This window comes from Stutzerimonas stutzeri (genome assembly GCF_000935215.1).
In the GTDB taxonomy this organism is placed as follows: domain Bacteria; phylum Pseudomonadota; class Gammaproteobacteria; order Pseudomonadales; family Pseudomonadaceae; genus Stutzerimonas.
This window is the reverse complement of the sequence record NZ_JXXD01000090.1, coordinates 1-14,383: the sequence shown is the minus strand read 5'-3', so window position 1 is coordinate 14,383 and position 14,383 is coordinate 1. Positions and strand designations below refer to the sequence as shown.

General features: G+C 67.2%; 16 protein-coding genes. 8 read left to right on the top strand and 8 right to left on the bottom strand.

Annotation, left to right across the window (positions count from 1 at the left end):
• From narJ to LO50_RS10390, 6 genes are all read left to right on the top strand, one after another.
• Positions 1 to 756, top strand: a complete 756-nt coding sequence (gene narJ / locus LO50_RS10415) for a nitrate reductase molybdenum cofactor assembly chaperone (RefSeq protein WP_003281659.1) — start codon at positions 1 to 3, stop codon at positions 754 to 756.
• Complete coding sequence (narI, locus tag LO50_RS10410) at positions 749 to 1,540, top strand: respiratory nitrate reductase subunit gamma (RefSeq protein WP_044314938.1); 792 nt, start codon at positions 749 to 751, stop codon at positions 1,538 to 1,540. The genes narJ and narI overlap by 8 nt, the downstream gene beginning before the upstream one ends.
• A gap of 81 nt (positions 1,541 to 1,621) precedes the next feature.
• Positions 1,622 to 2,581, top strand: a complete 960-nt coding sequence (locus LO50_RS10405) for a peptidylprolyl isomerase (protein ID WP_044314937.1) — start codon at positions 1,622 to 1,624, stop codon at positions 2,579 to 2,581.
• A gap of 107 nt (positions 2,582 to 2,688) precedes the next feature.
• Positions 2,689 to 3,678: a GTP 3',8-cyclase MoaA gene (gene moaA / locus LO50_RS10400; RefSeq protein ID WP_044314936.1), complete on the top strand. Its 990-nt coding sequence runs from the start codon at positions 2,689 to 2,691 to the stop codon at positions 3,676 to 3,678.
• A gap of 244 nt (positions 3,679 to 3,922) precedes the next feature.
• On the top strand, positions 3,923 to 4,468 hold the full coding sequence (gene moaB / locus LO50_RS10395; protein WP_003281653.1) for a molybdenum cofactor biosynthesis protein B: 546 nt from the start codon (positions 3,923 to 3,925) through the stop codon (positions 4,466 to 4,468).
• Positions 4,465 to 5,697, top strand: coding sequence for a molybdopterin molybdotransferase MoeA (locus LO50_RS10390; RefSeq protein WP_044314935.1), 1,233 nt, complete (start codon positions 4,465 to 4,467; stop codon positions 5,695 to 5,697). Before moaB ends, LO50_RS10390 begins: the two co-directional genes overlap by 4 nt.
• 14 nt (positions 5,698 to 5,711) lie before the next feature.
• Here LO50_RS10390 and LO50_RS10385 read toward each other — a convergent pair whose 3' ends face one another.
• The 8 genes from LO50_RS10385 to LO50_RS10350 all read right to left on the bottom strand — a co-directional run bounded on the left by LO50_RS10385 (position 5,712) and on the right by LO50_RS10350 (position 12,797).
• Entirely contained in the window at positions 5,712 to 6,263 is a 552-nt protein-coding gene (locus tag LO50_RS10385; RefSeq protein ID WP_023445707.1) for a cytochrome b, read from the bottom strand.
• A gap of 121 nt (positions 6,264 to 6,384) precedes the next feature.
• Positions 6,385 to 7,806, bottom strand: a complete 1,422-nt coding sequence (locus LO50_RS10380) for an ATP-binding protein (RefSeq protein WP_044314934.1) — start codon at positions 7,804 to 7,806, stop codon at positions 6,385 to 6,387.
• A complete protein-coding gene (locus LO50_RS10375) occupies positions 7,800 to 8,459 on the bottom strand; it encodes a response regulator (protein ID WP_044314933.1) in 660 nt (219 codons plus the stop codon). The genes LO50_RS10380 and LO50_RS10375 overlap by 7 nt, the downstream gene beginning before the upstream one ends.
• Positions 8,460 to 8,521: 62 nt before the next feature.
• On the bottom strand, positions 8,522 to 9,172 hold the full coding sequence (locus tag LO50_RS10370) for a tetratricopeptide repeat protein (RefSeq protein ID WP_044314932.1): 651 nt from the start codon (positions 9,170 to 9,172) through the stop codon (positions 8,522 to 8,524).
• Positions 9,169 to 10,005: an SDR family oxidoreductase gene (locus LO50_RS10365; protein ID WP_044314931.1), complete on the bottom strand. Its 837-nt coding sequence runs from the start codon at positions 10,003 to 10,005 to the stop codon at positions 9,169 to 9,171. The genes LO50_RS10370 and LO50_RS10365 overlap by 4 nt, the downstream gene beginning before the upstream one ends.
• Complete coding sequence (locus tag LO50_RS10360; RefSeq protein WP_044314930.1) at positions 9,992 to 10,663, bottom strand: iron-containing redox enzyme family protein; 672 nt, start codon at positions 10,661 to 10,663, stop codon at positions 9,992 to 9,994. Before LO50_RS10360 ends, LO50_RS10365 begins: the two co-directional genes overlap by 14 nt.
• A gap of 15 nt (positions 10,664 to 10,678) precedes the next feature.
• Positions 10,679 to 12,124 (bottom strand): AMP-binding protein, encoded by a 1,446-nt coding sequence (locus LO50_RS10355; RefSeq protein WP_044314929.1) that lies wholly within the window; start codon positions 12,122 to 12,124, stop codon positions 10,679 to 10,681.
• Positions 12,108 to 12,797 (bottom strand): thermostable hemolysin, encoded by a 690-nt coding sequence (locus LO50_RS10350; protein WP_044314928.1) that lies wholly within the window; start codon positions 12,795 to 12,797, stop codon positions 12,108 to 12,110. The genes LO50_RS10355 and LO50_RS10350 overlap by 17 nt, the downstream gene beginning before the upstream one ends.
• A gap of 192 nt (positions 12,798 to 12,989) precedes the next feature.
• Here LO50_RS10350 and LO50_RS10345 point away from each other — a divergent pair, with 192 nt between their 5' ends.
• Both LO50_RS10345 and LO50_RS10340 read left to right on the top strand, forming a co-directional pair.
• Positions 12,990 to 13,673, top strand: coding sequence for a response regulator transcription factor (locus tag LO50_RS10345; protein ID WP_003302056.1), 684 nt, complete (start codon positions 12,990 to 12,992; stop codon positions 13,671 to 13,673).
• Positions 13,663 to 14,383 (top strand): histidine kinase dimerization/phospho-acceptor domain-containing protein (locus LO50_RS10340; RefSeq protein ID WP_044314927.1); only part of this gene is annotated, 721 nt, incomplete at its 3' end. The genes LO50_RS10345 and LO50_RS10340, both read left to right, overlap by 11 nt.

Below are 14,383 nucleotides of genomic sequence, written 5' to 3'. Positions count from 1 at the left end.
ATGCGCATCCTTAAAGTGATATCCCTGCTGCTGGACTACCCCGACCAGCACCTGCGCGACGGCCATGCCGAACTGGCCCAGGCCATCGGCTCGGCCCGCGAGATCAGCCCGGAGCAGCGCATCGCGCTGCGCCGCCTGCTTGACGAGCTGACCGAAGACGACCTGATGGACGTGCAGGAGCGCTACACCGACCTGTTCGACCGCGGCCGTTCGCTGTCGCTGCTCCTGTTCGAGCACGTACATGGCGAGTCCCGCGACCGCGGTCAGGCCATGGTCGATCTGATGGCGCAATACACCGAGGCCGGTTTCGACATCGGCGTACGCGAGCTGCCGGACTACATCCCGCTGTACCTCGAGTACCTCGCCACCCGCGACGACCTCGAGGCCCGCGAGGGGCTGGCCGACGTGTCGCACCTGCTGGCCCTGCTGGCGGCGCGTCTGCAGGAACGCGAAAGCCCGCATGCCGCGTGCTTCCGTGCGCTGCTGCAGATCGCCGGCGAGCCGGTGCAGGAAACCCTGGCCGGCCTGCAGGAGCAGGTCGCCGCCGAGGAGCGCGACGACTCGCTGGAAGCGCTGGACAAGATCTGGGAGGAGGAACAGGTCAACTTCCTCCAGGCCGAGCAGCAGGATCGCTGCCCATCCATGCCGAGCGGGCCGGGCAAGGCTCGCGAGGAAAGCCCGGTGCCGCTGCACTGGACCGATTTCAAGCATGACGGGCAGGCCGCCGCGCTCGCCCAGGAGGTGCGCAATGTCTAACTTCAATTTCCTGCTGTTCGGGGTCTACCCCTACATCGCCCTGGCCATCTGCCTGATCGGCAGCTGGGCACGTTTCGACCTGTCCCAGTACAGCTGGAAGGCCGGCTCGAGCCAGATGCTGTCGAACAACCGCATGCGCCTGGCGAGCAACCTGTTCCACGTCGGCATCATCTTTATCCTGGCCGGTCACTTCGTCGGCCTGCTGATGCCCGAGGCGCTGTACCACCACTTCATCACCAGCGGCCAGAAACAGGTCGTGGCGATGGTCTCCGGCGGCTTCTTCGGCATCCTCTGCCTGATCGGCCTGGTGATGCTGATTCATCGCCGGCTGACCGATGCGCGCGTGCGCGCCACCTCCAACACCAGCGATGTGATGATCCTCTTCGTGCTGCTGGCGCAGCTGGTGCTGGGTCTGCTGACCATCGTCGCCTCCACCGGTCACCTGGACGGTTCGGTGATGGTGCTGCTGGGTACTTGGGCGCAGAGCCTGGTCACCCTGCAGCCGGTCAAGGCCGCAGGCGCCATCGAGTCGGTCAGCGTCATCTACAAGCTGCACGTGTTTCTCGGTATGACCCTGTTCGTGCTGTTCCCCTTCACCCGTCTGGTGCACATCGTCAGTGCCCCGGTGTGGTACCTGGGCCGGCGCTACCAGATCGTCCGGCAGAAGGGCGTCAAGCCGAGCATGCCGCGCCCGCAGCGCCCGCGCACCTACGAAGCCCCGGCCCGCGAAACCGCAGTGCCGACCGCTGTGCCTGCCACGGCAAAGAGCAAGGCCCCGGTATGACCCTCGCCGGCTGACGCCCCGTGCGTCAGCCGTCCTGGCCGATCGGATCGAAGGTTCAAGCGTCTTATCGAGGTAATCGTCATGGGTTGTGGATGTGGTGGAAGCACCGGTGGAAGCGGCGGCTGCGGTGGCGGCGCGCGTCCGGAAATCGAAGTGCCGGTAGATGCCCCTCTGTTCGAGGAGCTGCCGCACGAGGAAGGCAGCGAGCCGGCTTTCGAACAGGCGTCCGCTGAATCATTGCTGATCGCCAGCAGCGAGCAGGAATGGCCGCGGGTGCGGGTCAATGGGGTGGCGATCGCCGCCCAGGCCATCGCCCAGGAGTTGCAGTACCACCCGGCGGAAAGCCGCGAAGAGGCCGTCTACCTGGCGACCCAGGCGCTGGTGCTGCGCGAGCTGCTGCAGCAGCGCATTGGTGAACTGGGGCTGGTGGTGCGCGCCGAGGCGGGCGAAAGCGAGGAAGAGGCGGCCACCCGCACGCTGATCGAGCAGGAAGTGCCGCTGCCGCTGGCCGACGAGGCGGCCTGCCGGCAGTACTACAGCGGCAATCAGCAGCGCTTCTTCAGCGCGCCGTTGCTGGCCGCGCGGCACATTCTGCTGGCCTGCCCGGCGGATGATGCCGAGGCGCGCAGCCTGGCTCGCGAACAGGCGCTGCAGTTGATCGGCCAACTGCAGGCCGCCCCGCAACGCTTCGCCGAGCTGGCGCTGCAGCATTCGGCCTGCCCGTCGAAAGCACAGGGCGGTGCGCTGGGCCAGATCAGCAAGGGCCAGACGGTGCCGGAGTTCGAGCGCCAGCTGTTCCGTCTGCCGGTAGGCCTGTGCCAGCAACCGCTGGAGAGCCGCTACGGCTACCACCTGGTGTTCGTCGACCAGCGCATCGAAGGCGAGCAACTGCCCTACGAGGTGGTCGCCGGTTCGATTCGTGCCGAGCTCAACCAGCGTGTCTGGCAGATTGGCGTCAGCCAGTACCTGCAGAACCTGGTGGGTGCGGCGAACATCGAAGGCATCCTCATGCAGGGCGCCGAAACGCCACTGATGCAATAACGGCGGCTTGGCTCTACGTCGCGTGGATGATGCTTCACCCATCCACCGCGCGGGCCATGGTGGATGACAAACGTCATCCACCCTACGAAGCTTCAGAGGTGTTATCGATGACTCATCTACGCGATGCCCACAACCGCCAGATCGACTACCTGCGCATGTCGGTGACCGACCGTTGCGACTTCCGCTGCGTCTACTGCATGGCCGAGGACATGACCTTCCTGCCGCGCCAGCAGGTGCTCGGTCTGGAGGAGTTGGAGCGCATCGCGCGCATCTTCGTCGGCCTGGGGGTGAAGAAGATTCGCCTCACCGGTGGCGAGCCGCTGGTACGCCAGGGCATCGTCGGTCTCTGCGAGCGCATCGCGGCCTTGCCCGGCCTGCGCGAACTGGTGATGACCACCAATGGCTCGCAGCTGGTCAAGCTTGCAGCACCGCTGGCGCGCGCCGGGGTCAAGCGGCTGAACATCAGCCTGGATAGCCTGGATGCCGCCAAATTCCACGCCATCACCCGCACCGGTCAGCTGCAGCAGGTGCTCGACGGGATCGACGCGGCGCGCGATGCCGGCTTCGAGCGGATCAAGCTCAATGCCGTGGTAATGAAGGGCCGCAACGCCGAGGAAGTCGCCGACCTGGTGGACTTCGCCATCGCCGGTGGGCTGGACCTGAGCTTCATCGAGGAAATGCCGCTGGGCGACGTCGGTCGTTCGCGCGGCGAGAGTTTCTGCTCCAGTGACGAGGTCAAGGCGCTGATCGCTGAGCGCCATGCGCTGATCGATTCGGCCGAGCAGAGTGGCGGCCCGGCGCGTTACGTGCGCCTGCCTGAGCATCCGCAGACGCGCATTGGCTTCATTTCACCGCATTCCCACAACTTTTGCGCCACCTGCAACCGCGTGCGGCTGACGGTGGAAGGGCGCCTGCTGCTGTGCCTCGGCCACGAGAACTCCATCGACCTGCGTGCGCTGCTGCGCCGCCATCCGACCAGCGACCAGCCGGTGATCGACGCCATCCACGCTGCGCTGCAGCGCAAACCGCTGCGCCATGAATTCTCCAGCAGCGGCGAGGTCCAGGTGTTGCGCTTCATGAATGCCAGTGGCGGTTGAGGCGGGCGCCGGCATGGGCTACGAGTCAACCGTCTAATTCGCTACCATCGACCGGCATCGCCGGTTTGACCCATATGCCCAGCTGCCACAGCCGGGCCTTGTCGCAGAGCCAGGTCGCGCAATTGCCTGCAGCGTTGTCAGACCTCATGGCACCCACGCCGCGCGGACATACCTCCAATGGGGAATGGGTTCGCGCACGGCACGGGTGCAGCCTGCGCACACATCTTCAAGGGAGTTTCGAGCCATGGCTCACCTGTCCAACAGCGAATTCCAGCCCCTGAGCATTGCGGTGCTCACGGTGAGCGATACCCGCAACATCGATTCCGATACCTCCGGCCAGGCGCTGATCGACGGCCTGCAGAGCGCCGGCCACACCCTGGCCGAGCGGGCCATCGTCAAGGACGACGTCTGGCAGATCCGCGCCCGCGTCTGCAGCTGGATCGCCAGCGAAAACGTGCAGGTGGTGCTGATCACCGGGGGTACCGGTTTCACCGCCCGCGACAACACTCCGCAGGCGGTACAGCCGCTGCTGGACAAAGATGTCGACGGCTTCGGCGAGCTGTTCCGCTACGTTTCGCTGGGCGAGATCGGCACCTCCACCGTGCAGTCCCGCGCGCTGGCCGGCATGAGCAACGGCACCCTGGTCTGCTGCCTGCCCGGCTCGACCAATGCCTGCCGCACCGCCTGGAACAAGATCCTTGTCGAGCAGCTGGACAGCCGCACCAAGCCCTGCAACTTCGTACCGCACCTCAAGGCCAGCGCAGTCGAATACTGCGGGCCCCGCTCATGAGCGCCTGTGGCTGCGACACCAGTGGCCTGAAGCCGGTCGACGAGGCTATCGCCGAGCTGCTGGCACGGGTGCCGGCGCTGCCGCCGGTGGAACACGTCGCGCTGTCCGATGCCCTTGGCCGGGTACTGGCCGAATCGCTCTACGCACCCTTCCCGGTGCCGGCCTGGGACAACAGCGCAATGGACGGCTACGCCCTGCGCGCCGCCGACCTGCCGGCTGCAGGCGGCTGGCTCCCACTCGCCGGGCGCATCGCTGCCGGTGATGCCGCCGACCAGCAACTGCCTGCCGGCCACGCCGTGCGCATCTTCACCGGCGCGCCGCTGCCGCCGGGTGCCGACACCGTGGTGGCGCAGGAGGATTGCAAGATCGAGGCCGATCGCGTGCATTTCCCCGGCGTTACCCAGGGCGCCCATGTGCGTCGTCAGGGCGAGGAACTGCAGGCCGGCGCGCCGGTGCTGCAGGCCGGCAAGCGCCTGCGCCCGCAGGAGATCGGTCTGCTGGCAAGCTTCGGCGTCGCCCGCGTGGCGGTCTATCGACGCCTGCGTATCGGTCTGCTTTCCAGCGGCAACGAACTGCGTGAACCCGGCGAGCCGCTGGCACCGGGGCAGATCTACAACTCCAACCGCTACTGCCTGCTCAGCGTGCTGCGCAGCCTCGGAATGGAAGTGCACGACTACGAGATTCTCGTCGACGAACTGGCCGCCAGCCGTGACGCCCTGGCGCTGGCCGCCTCCGAATGGGACATGCTGATCACCTCCGGCGGCGTCTCGGTCGGCGAGGAGGACCATCTCAAGCAGGCCATTCGCGAGCTGGGCGAGTTGCACATGTGGCGCCTGGCGATCCAGCCGGGCAAGCCGCTGGCCTTTGGCGAGGTCAATGGCAAGCCGTGGATCGGCCTGCCCGGTAATCCGGCTGCGGCGCTGATCACCTCGCTGGTGGTGGCGCGGCCGTTCCTGCTCAGTGCCCAGGGTTGCACCGAGGTGCTGCCCAAGCCGCTGCGCCTGACTGCGGGCTTCGCCTGGCGCAAGCCGAACAACCGCCGCCAGTACCTGCGCGCGCGGCTGGAGCAGGCCGATGGCGAGATGCGCGTGTGCCTGCATCCGCGCCAGGGCTCGGCGATGCTGACCTCAGCGAGCTGGGCCGAAGGCCTGGCCATCGTCGAGCGCAACCGCACGCTGGAAGAGGGTGAGACGGTGGAGTATCTGCCGTTCAGCGAACTGCTCGGCTGACCCATGTCTGCGCCTCAGGCCTGGTGGCGCTGCGGCAGCATGCGCAACAGGGTGCCGTCGCGGCGCACGTATTGGTGGAACAAGGCCGCCGCCGCGTGCAGGCCGATCAGCCAGTAGCCGGCCACCGCCAGTGTTTCATGCAGCTCCTTGAACTCGCCGGCCAGCTCCTTGTTGGCGCCGATCAGCGCCGGCAGCTCAAGGCCGAAGAAGGGAATCGGCTTGTCCGCCGCGCTCAGGGTCAGCCAGCCGAGCAGTGGCAGGCCAATCATCAGTCCGTACAGCGCCAGGTGCATCAGCTTGGCCAGCGCGCGTTCCCAGCCGGCCCCGGCGACCGCTTTGGGTGCGGGATGCAGCCAGCGCGCAACCAAGCGCAGCCAGACCAGTGCAAACACCGTCAGGCCGAGCATGAAATGCCAGTGTTTGAGCAGTTCGCGCGGTTCACTGCCCTTGGCGAAATTGCCCTTGAGTTCGATGGTGGCGTAGACGGCTGCGATCAACAGCAGCATCAGCCAGTGCAGGGCAATGCTCAGGCGACCGTAGCGTGCCAGAGGGTTCGATGCAGTCATTTCACACACTCCGAGTAGGGGAATGTCGGCAGTCTAGGGCGCCAGCCTTAAGCGAACCTTAGCGAATGCCCGTTGCGCCTGCGGCGGGCGGTCGCGGCAGCTCGCCGCGGGTCGGTCTGGGCTAGTGATGTGGCTGGCGGGGCAGGTGCACGGCGACCTGCAGCCCGCCGAGCGGTGAGTCCGCCAGTTCGATGGTCGCGCCGTGCAGTTCGGCGATGCGTGCGACGATGGCAAGGCCTAGCCCCGCGCCCTGGCCGTCGCCCTGGCGGTAGAAGCGCTCGAACAGTTTGTCGCGCTGCGCTGCCGGCACGCCCGGACCGCCGTCATCCACGCGCAGGCTGACGCCGTTTTCCATGGTCTGGAGGCTGACCTGAATCTGCCCTCCGTCCGGCGTGTACTGCAGGGCATTGCCGACCAGATTCTGCAGCAGCGTGGCGAGCGCTGCGGCATCGCCGGGAAGCCGGTGATCGGCCACGTCGTCAGCTTCCAGCGTCAGTTCCTGATCGCGCGCCAGGGCCAGGGGCGTCAGCTCGGCGAGGCATTCGCGGCACAGCGGCAGCAGGTCCAGCTGCTGTGGATGCCGCGGCTGTGCATTGGGTTCCAGGCGAGCGAGCGTGAGCAGCTGGGTGACCACGCGGGTGGTGCGATCGACGCCGGTCAGCAGTTGCTGCAGCGCGGCTTCACGGTCCTCCGGCTGCTGGGCCTGTTGCGCGTTCTGCGCATGGATGCGCAGTACGGCCAGGGGCGTGCGCAGCTCATGGGCGGCGTCGGCGATGAAGCGTTTTTCCCGCTCGACCAGCTGATTGACCTGCTGCAGCAGGCGATTCAGCGAGGCGGCCACCGGCTCCAACTCCTGCGGCAGCGGCGCCAGCAGCAGCGGCGCGAGGTTGTCCGGATCGCGACTCTTCAACAGCTGTGCCATGTGCGCCAGCGGGCGCAGACCCCAGCCCACCGCCAGCCAGATCAGCAGTGCCAGCAGCGGCAGGCCGATGAGGTCGGGCAGCAGGCTGCGCCGGGCGATCTTGCCGACCAGCTCGCCGCGTACGTCGCCGCGCTCGCTGAGCAGAATCCACAGATCGTCCTCGCGGTCGTGCAGCAGGAACAGCCGCCAGGCATGGCCGTCGAGCTGCACGTCGTGATAGCCCCCGCTCAGATGGCTGAAGGGTGAGGCGGAGTCGGCGCCGGCCAACCGCTGCAAGGCGCCGTGCGGCGCGCCGGCCGACTGCAACAGGCTGCTGCCATCCGTTGCGTAGACCTGAAAGCCCAGCTTGGTTTCGTAGTCGTGCCCCGGCACGCCCTGATCGCGCCGCGCATTCACCGCGGCGTCCAGCGCCTGCTGCAGCGCATTGCGGGCCTGCGGATTCATGTCGCGCATCACCAGCCCCTGCACCAGTCGAGCACTGTGCGCCAGTTGGGCGTCGAACAGCTCCTCGATCTCGTGGCGGGCGTCGCGATAACTGCGCCAGGAGATCAGGCTCAGCGACAGCAGCAGGATGCCGAGCACCAGCACCAGGGTGCGGTTGCGGATAGAGCGCCTCAGCATTTGTCCGCCAGATAGCCGACCCCACGCACGGTGCGGATCAGTTCGGGGAAGAATTTCTTGCGCAGGTGATGGATATGCACCTCCAGCGCGTTGCTCTCGACTTCCTCGTCCCAGCCGTAAAGCACTTGTTGCAGCCGATCACGGGTCAGTACGCGGCCAGGCTGGGCAATCAGCTCATGCAGCAGCACGAACTCCTTGCGCGGCAGGTTGATCGGGGTGCCCTGGTAGCTGACCTGCTGATTGACCGGGTCGAGCAGGATGCCGCGGTACTCCAGTACCGGTTCAGGGCGATTGAAGCTGCGCCGGAGCAGAGCGCGCAGGCGGGCCTTGAGTTCGGCGACGTCGAACGGCTTGACCAGGTAGTCGTCGGCGCCGGCATCCAGCCCGGCGATGCGGTCGCTGGTGGCATCGCGCGCGGTGAGTACCAATACCGGGATCGGGTTGGCGCTGGCGCGCAGGCGCTTGAGCACTTCCAGACCGTCCATACGCGGCAGACCGAGGTCGAGGATGGCCAGCTCGAAGCTCTCGTGGCTCAGCGCATGCAGCGCGCTGGCGCCGTCCTGCAGCCAGTCCACCGTGTAGCCCTCGGGCTTGAGTGCGGTGCGGATGCCCTCGCCGAGGGCGCGATCGTCTTCCACCAGCAGAATGCGCATGTCGTTCCTGTCGTCCTGAAGGGTTCGCGGCATTGCTGTGCATTCAACGCCGCCGCACCCGGTTATTCCAGCTTTTCCTTGACCTGCGCGAGCAGCGCGCGGGCTTCGTCGCGGCGACCGGCATCGGCGACTTCACGACCCGCGCGGTCGGGCGCGGCAAGGGCCTTTTCCAGCGCCGCGCGCGCTTCCCCGTAGCGTTTCTTACGCAGCAGGAAATCACCGTGGAAGTAGTTTGGGTCGATGCCGTTCGGGTTCAGCGCCAGCGCCTGCTTGAACAGCGCCTCGGCCTTGTCCTCGTCACCGAAGCCGATCGGCCAGCCGGGCACCTGGTAGTAGAGGCTGGCGAGGCTGGTGTAGGCCGAGCCATCCAGCGCCTGTGGCTCAAGTTCGATGGCTTTTTCCAGTTCGACTTTAGCTTGCTTGACCAGGCCTAGCGCGCCGAGCCCGCCCTTGGCGCCGGCCCAGGTGCTGAGCACGATGCCGTGCCAGATATGCAGCTCGGCGGCCTGCGGTTCGCCGACCACCGCGCTTTCGGCCTCCGAGGCGAGCCGGGCGAAGGCCGCTTCGCGCTGCGCCGCCGGCAGCTGGTAGTTGATTTCCGCCCAGCGCGCCTGGATCTGGCGCAGCGACGATTCGCCGGCCGGACTGAGGGCGAAGGAGGGTTGGCTGGCCAGGGCCAGCATCAGTGCGCAAAGGCCGAGCAGACGCTTCATGGGTGTTCTCCGGTTGAGTTGGGCTGGGGTGTGGGCGGCTGCGGCTGTTCGGCGCCGGCGAAGTGCTTGATCACCGGCAACTGTTTGCGCAGGGCCTGGTCGACCAGCCGCGGCAGCAGGCTGTTGAGGCGCACGAAGAGTTTTTCCGGCCAGCCGAGGTAAAGCTCCTCTCGCTCGGCGGCGATGGCATGGACGATCTGCCGTGCGACTTCTTGCGGATCGTCCATCTCCACCTTCAGCGCATCGTTCATTGCCACCACGTCGGCGCTGTTCATTGCCGTGCGGGTCGCGCGCGGGGCGATGTAGAGCACCTTGACGTGACTGTCGGCCAGCTCGCGGCGCAGCGCCTCGGAAAAGCCGCGCAGGGCGAACTTGCTGGCGCAGTAGGCGGTGAAACCCGGGTAGCCGATGGAGCCGAAGGTCGAGCCGAGATTGACCAGCAGCGCCTGCGGCTGCTGGCGTAGTAGCGGCAGCAGCAGGTGGGTCAGCTGCAGCGTGGCGGTGACGTTGACGCCGATCAGGCGGGCGATGGCATCCTCGTCCTGCTGTTCGAGCAGGCTGAACTGGTTGATCCCGGCGGCATTGATCACGCAGTTGAGGCCGCCGAAACGCCGCGCGGCATCGAGCACCGTATGCCGGCCACTGCGCTGGGTGAGGTCGGCGCAGACCAAGTTGACCTGCCCCGGATAGCGGCGCGCCAGCGCTTCCAGGGCAAGACTGTCGCGTCCCACCAGTAACAGCCGTGCGCCGTTCGCGCAGAGCCGCTCGACCAGCACCTGGCCGATGCCGCCGCTGGCGCCGGTCAGCAGGATGCGCGCGTCACGCAGTTGCATGGTCGTGCTCCGGCGCGCTCAGGCTGCGGAAGATGTCGCCGTAGAGGCGGTAGACGACGCGCGCGGTGTGCACCACGGCGGCCTTGTCGGCATCGTTTTCGAGGCGGTTCATCAGCTTCTTGAAGAACTCGATGTGCTCCAGGTCCAGGCTGCCGTGGGAGGTCAGGTAGCTGAACGCCTTGGCCGGCAGCTGAAGTTTGTCCTGCAGCACGCCGGCGGCCTGGGTCGCCAGCGCGATGCTGGTGCCTTCCAGCACGTTGACCATGCCGAAGAAACTCGCCGGATTGTGCCGCGCGATGCGGTCGTAGACGTAGGCGACCATCAGCTCAGTGGGCAGTGCCGGCTGGCCGTGGCGCACCGCCTCGGCATCGCCGCCACAGGCGCGGATGTCGTTGAGGATCCATTCCTGATGGCCGATTTCCTCCTCGATGTATTCGGCGATCGCCTCGCGCAGCCACTCCAGCCGCTCCGGCAGGCGTGCGCCGCAAGCCATCAACAGCGGCACGGTGTGCTTGACGTGGTGGTAGGCCTGACTCAGGAAGGCGATGTACTGCGCGCGGGTCGCGGTGCCGGCGAGCGCAGCGTGGATGATCGGTGCGCGGAGCAGGTATTCGCGCTCGGTATTGGTCTGGTGTTGCAACTGGTCGAAGAAATCCATGATGAACCTCGAAAGTCAGGACGGAAGGGCGTTGATCGCCGATTGGTAATGGTTGAAGAGGGCGTTGCGACGCAGCCGGCCGTTGGCGGTGACCAGACCGTTGCTGGCGGTGAAGGGCTCGGCGGCGCGCAGCCAGTGGTGCACGCGGGCGTAGTCCGGCAAGCCGGCGTTGACCCGCTCGACTGCCGCCCGCAGCTCGGCATCGCTGCAATCGCCGCGTCTGGGCACCAGCACGGCGGCGTTCTGTGCCAGTGCCTCGCCATGCAGCCAGGCCTGAGCGATGGCTGCCTGCTGCACCAGCTCGGCCTCCACCCATTCCGGGTTGACGTTGCGCCCGTAGGCGGTGACGAACTGGTGCTTCTTGCGCCCGTGCAGGATCAGGAAGCCATCCTCGAAGTGGCCGAGGTCGCCGGTCGGCAGCCACTCGCCGACCTGCGGCGGTTCGCCGAGGTAGCCGAGCATATGCGGGCCGCGCACCAGTACCTCGCCATCGTCGGCCAAGCGCAGTTCGACGTGCGCCAGCGGCCGGCCGACCGTGCCGATGCGCCGTGCCTCGGGTGTGTTCAGGCAGACCACCGAGGCGCACTCGGACAGGCCGTAGCCCTCGAACACCGGTAGGCCGAGCCGCTCGGCGCGCTCCAACAGCTGCGGCGCGACGCGGCCGCCACCGACCGCGATAAAGCGCAGCGAGGTCGGCATCGGCACGCCCTGCTCGGCGGCGCTGACCAGAGCCAGCAACAGCTGCGGCAGCAGGATCAGGCTGTGCGGCTGGCTTGTCTGCAGCGTGACCAGCAAACGTTGCAGCTCGAAGCCCGCCGCACCGCTGAAACCGATCTCCGCCAGCGGGCGCAGCTCGACCCGTGCGCCGGCCAGCAGCGGCGCATAGAGCCCGGCGATGTTCTCCAGCAGCGTCGCCAGCGGCAGCACGCACAGGTGCTGGCGCACGTCGCACGGCAGGCTGGCCTGCCGCAGGCTCTCGGCCACCGCCAGTTGCGCCTCGGCATCCAGGCAGACGCCCTTGGGCTGGCCGGTGGTGCCGGAGGTATAGGTGATCTTCAGCGTGCCAGGCGGCACCGGCGTGACGGCATCCGGCTGGCGCTGCAGCAGGCCAGTGGCGGTCTGCTGGAAGCCGCAGCGCTCGCTGAGCGGGCTGGCGGTGCCGATCAGACAGTCGGTGCCGGCGTGCTGCAGCACGTGCTCCTGCTGCGCCGCGGAAAAGAATGCCGGCAGCGGCACGCAGACCAGCCCGGCGCGCAGCAGGGCCAGGTCCCACAGCGCCCACTCCAGACCGTTATCCAGCGCCAGGGCGACGCGCTGCACGCCGAGCTGTTGCAGATGGCTGGCGCGCGCGGCCACCTCATGGCGCAGTTCGGCGTAGCTCAGTTGGCGCGGCCCTTCGCTCAGCGCGATGCCGGCGTGCTGGTCGAGTGCCGTCCAGAAGCGTTCAGCTGCAGGCTGCATGGGGCGCCTCCGCGGTGTCGAACAGCGGCTGATAGCCGAGCCGCGCATAGAGGCCGAGCTGCAGCAGGCGCTGGTGGCCTGGCAGGATCTCGCCGGCCATCAGCTGCGGCCGGCAGGCGTAGTAGCTGCCCCAGTCGGCCAGCTCCTCGCCCATGCGCGCCGGATCGGCCAGACCCAGCGGCAGCGGATCGAGCGCCAGGCGCTGGAAGCTGTTAAGCAGTGCCGGCGTGCCGGTGAACACCACCCAGCGAAAGCCCTGGGCGACCAGCAGATCGGTCAGCGCGACGATCAGCAGGCGCGCCGAGGCATTGCCGAAGGCGGCGAGGTTGCCGACCTCGACGATCTCCTCGCGCGGCACCGTACGCCCATGGCGCTGGCTCACGGCCTGCTCGATGGGCTCGTCCAGATAGCGTTCGAGAAACAGCGGCCGGCGCCGGGCGCTGCGCAGGCCGACCGCGCCATGCACCTCGCCATTGTCGCCATGCAGGCCGAGCAGGCAGGGCATGAAATGACGCACCTGCGCCTGATAGTGCTCGGCGAAACGCTGGCGGATGAAGTCTTCCAGCGCTGTGCGCCGCTCGCCTGCATCGGCCTGCGCCAGTTGCAGGCAGAGCGACGGCTCGCGGCCAATGCGTGCCAGTACATCGGTGTGATCGACCCAGGGCAGTTCCATCGGGGAACCTCGGTTAGAAGCCTGGGCCGGATTGTTGGGGCGCAAACTTAAGGCAGTCTTAAGCCGCACAGGGCTAAATGCGGGGCTGCCTAGGCGACGTTTTTTTCACATCGTCTCGGCTATGCTCTGCGCGGCGCGCAGGCGTAATAAGCAGCGTCTGCCGTTCCGAAACCTCTACCGAGTACCCCAGCGATGCGCATCCTGGTCATCGAAGACAACCGTGACATTCTCGCCAACGTGCTGGATTACCTCGAGCTCAAGGGCTACGTTGTCGACTGCGCGCAGGATGGCCTCAGCGGCCTGCACCTGGCCGCCACCCAGGACTACGACCTGATTGTGCTGGACCTGATGCTGCCGGGCATCGACGGGCTGCAGGTGTGCAAGCGCCTGCGCGACGATGCCGGGCGCGATACGCCGATCATCATGCTCACCGCCCGCGATGCGCTGCCTGACCGCATCAAGGGGCTGCAGGCCGGTGCCGATGACTATCTGATCAAGCCCTTCGCGCTGTCCGAGCTGGTTGCCCGTATCGAGGCGATCCTGCGTCGCTGCCAGGGATCGCGTCGCCGGCAGCTGCAGGTGGCCGATCTCTGCTACGACCTGGACACCCTAGAGGCCAGTCGTGGTGGCCAGCCGATTCGCCTCAACCCTATCGGCCACAAGCTGCTGGCGATCCTCATGCAGCGCAGCCCGGCGGTGGTGCGCCGCGAAGCGCTGGAAGATGCCGTCTGGGGTGATCACGTGCCGGACAGCGATGCGTTGCGCAGCCATATCCACCAGTTGCGCCAGGTGCTCGACAAGCCGTTCGCCAAGCCGTTGCTGCATACCGTGCACGGCCTTGGCTTCCGCCTGGCGGAGGACTGCGATGCTCGCTAAGCAGCCGCTGGCGCGGCGGATCGTCATCGCCTTCACGCTGATGACGCTGGTGGTGAGTGGGGCGTTCGCCCTCGGCATCGTCGGGGTGGTGCACTTCATCGAGGAGCAGCTGGTCACCGAGGAGCTGAGTCGCGACCTGGACATCGTGCTCAACGAGGACCTGCCAAACGGACGGACACCGCAGCTGGACACCAGCACCCACTTCTTCGCCGCGCATCTGCCCGAGCACCCGATGCCAAAGGCGTTTGCCGGGCTCGGCGAGGGGTTCACCGAGGACGATGCCTACTACGTCTATGTGCGCAAGGTCGGCGCTGAGCGCTACGTGCTGGTGCAGGAGCAGCACGAGTTCGAGGCCCGTGAGGATGCGCTGTTCAACGTCGTGCTGGCCGGCTTTCTGCTCAGCGTGTTGGGTGCCTGGGCGCTGGGGCGGCTGATGGCCAACCGGGTATTGGCACCGGTCAGCCGCCTGGCCAACCAGGTGCGCCACCGCGACCAGCTGCATCCGCTGGCGCCGCCGCTGGCACTGCAGTATCCCGATGACGAGGTCGGCCATCTGGCCGCTGCGTTCGACAGCACCCTCGGCCAGCTGCGCCAGATCCTGGAGCGTGAGCGGCTGTTCACCGCCGATGTCAGCCATGAACTGCGCACGCCGCTGATGGTGGTGCTCGGCGCCTGCGAGCTGCTCGAGCAGCGGGCCGAGCTGTCGCCAG

Coding starts and splice junctions, on each gene's coding strand:
- narJ (WP_003281659.1), top strand. CDS start 1: ATGCGCATCCTTAAAGTGATATCCCTGCTGCTGGACTACCCCGACCAG.
- narI (WP_044314938.1), top strand. CDS start 749: ATGTCTAACTTCAATTTCCTGCTGTTCGGGGTCTACCCCTACATCGCC.
- LO50_RS10405 (WP_044314937.1), top strand. CDS start 1,622: ATGGGTTGTGGATGTGGTGGAAGCACCGGTGGAAGCGGCGGCTGCGGT.
- moaA (WP_044314936.1), top strand. CDS start 2,689: ATGACTCATCTACGCGATGCCCACAACCGCCAGATCGACTACCTGCGC.
- moaB (WP_003281653.1), top strand. CDS start 3,923: ATGGCTCACCTGTCCAACAGCGAATTCCAGCCCCTGAGCATTGCGGTG.
- LO50_RS10390 (WP_044314935.1), top strand. CDS start 4,465: ATGAGCGCCTGTGGCTGCGACACCAGTGGCCTGAAGCCGGTCGACGAG.
- LO50_RS10385 (WP_023445707.1), bottom strand. CDS start 6,263: ATGACTGCATCGAACCCTCTGGCACGCTACGGTCGCCTGAGCATTGCC.
- LO50_RS10380 (WP_044314934.1), bottom strand. CDS start 7,806: ATGCTGAGGCGCTCTATCCGCAACCGCACCCTGGTGCTGGTGCTCGGC.
- LO50_RS10375 (WP_044314933.1), bottom strand. CDS start 8,459: ATGCGCATTCTGCTGGTGGAAGACGATCGCGCCCTCGGCGAGGGCATC.
- LO50_RS10370 (WP_044314932.1), bottom strand. CDS start 9,172: ATGAAGCGTCTGCTCGGCCTTTGCGCACTGATGCTGGCCCTGGCCAGC.
- LO50_RS10365 (WP_044314931.1), bottom strand. CDS start 10,005: ATGCAACTGCGTGACGCGCGCATCCTGCTGACCGGCGCCAGCGGCGGC.
- LO50_RS10360 (WP_044314930.1), bottom strand. CDS start 10,663: ATGGATTTCTTCGACCAGTTGCAACACCAGACCAATACCGAGCGCGAA.
- LO50_RS10355 (WP_044314929.1), bottom strand. CDS start 12,124: ATGCAGCCTGCAGCTGAACGCTTCTGGACGGCACTCGACCAGCACGCC.
- LO50_RS10350 (WP_044314928.1), bottom strand. CDS start 12,797: ATGGAACTGCCCTGGGTCGATCACACCGATGTACTGGCACGCATTGGC.
- LO50_RS10345 (WP_003302056.1), top strand. CDS start 12,990: ATGCGCATCCTGGTCATCGAAGACAACCGTGACATTCTCGCCAACGTG.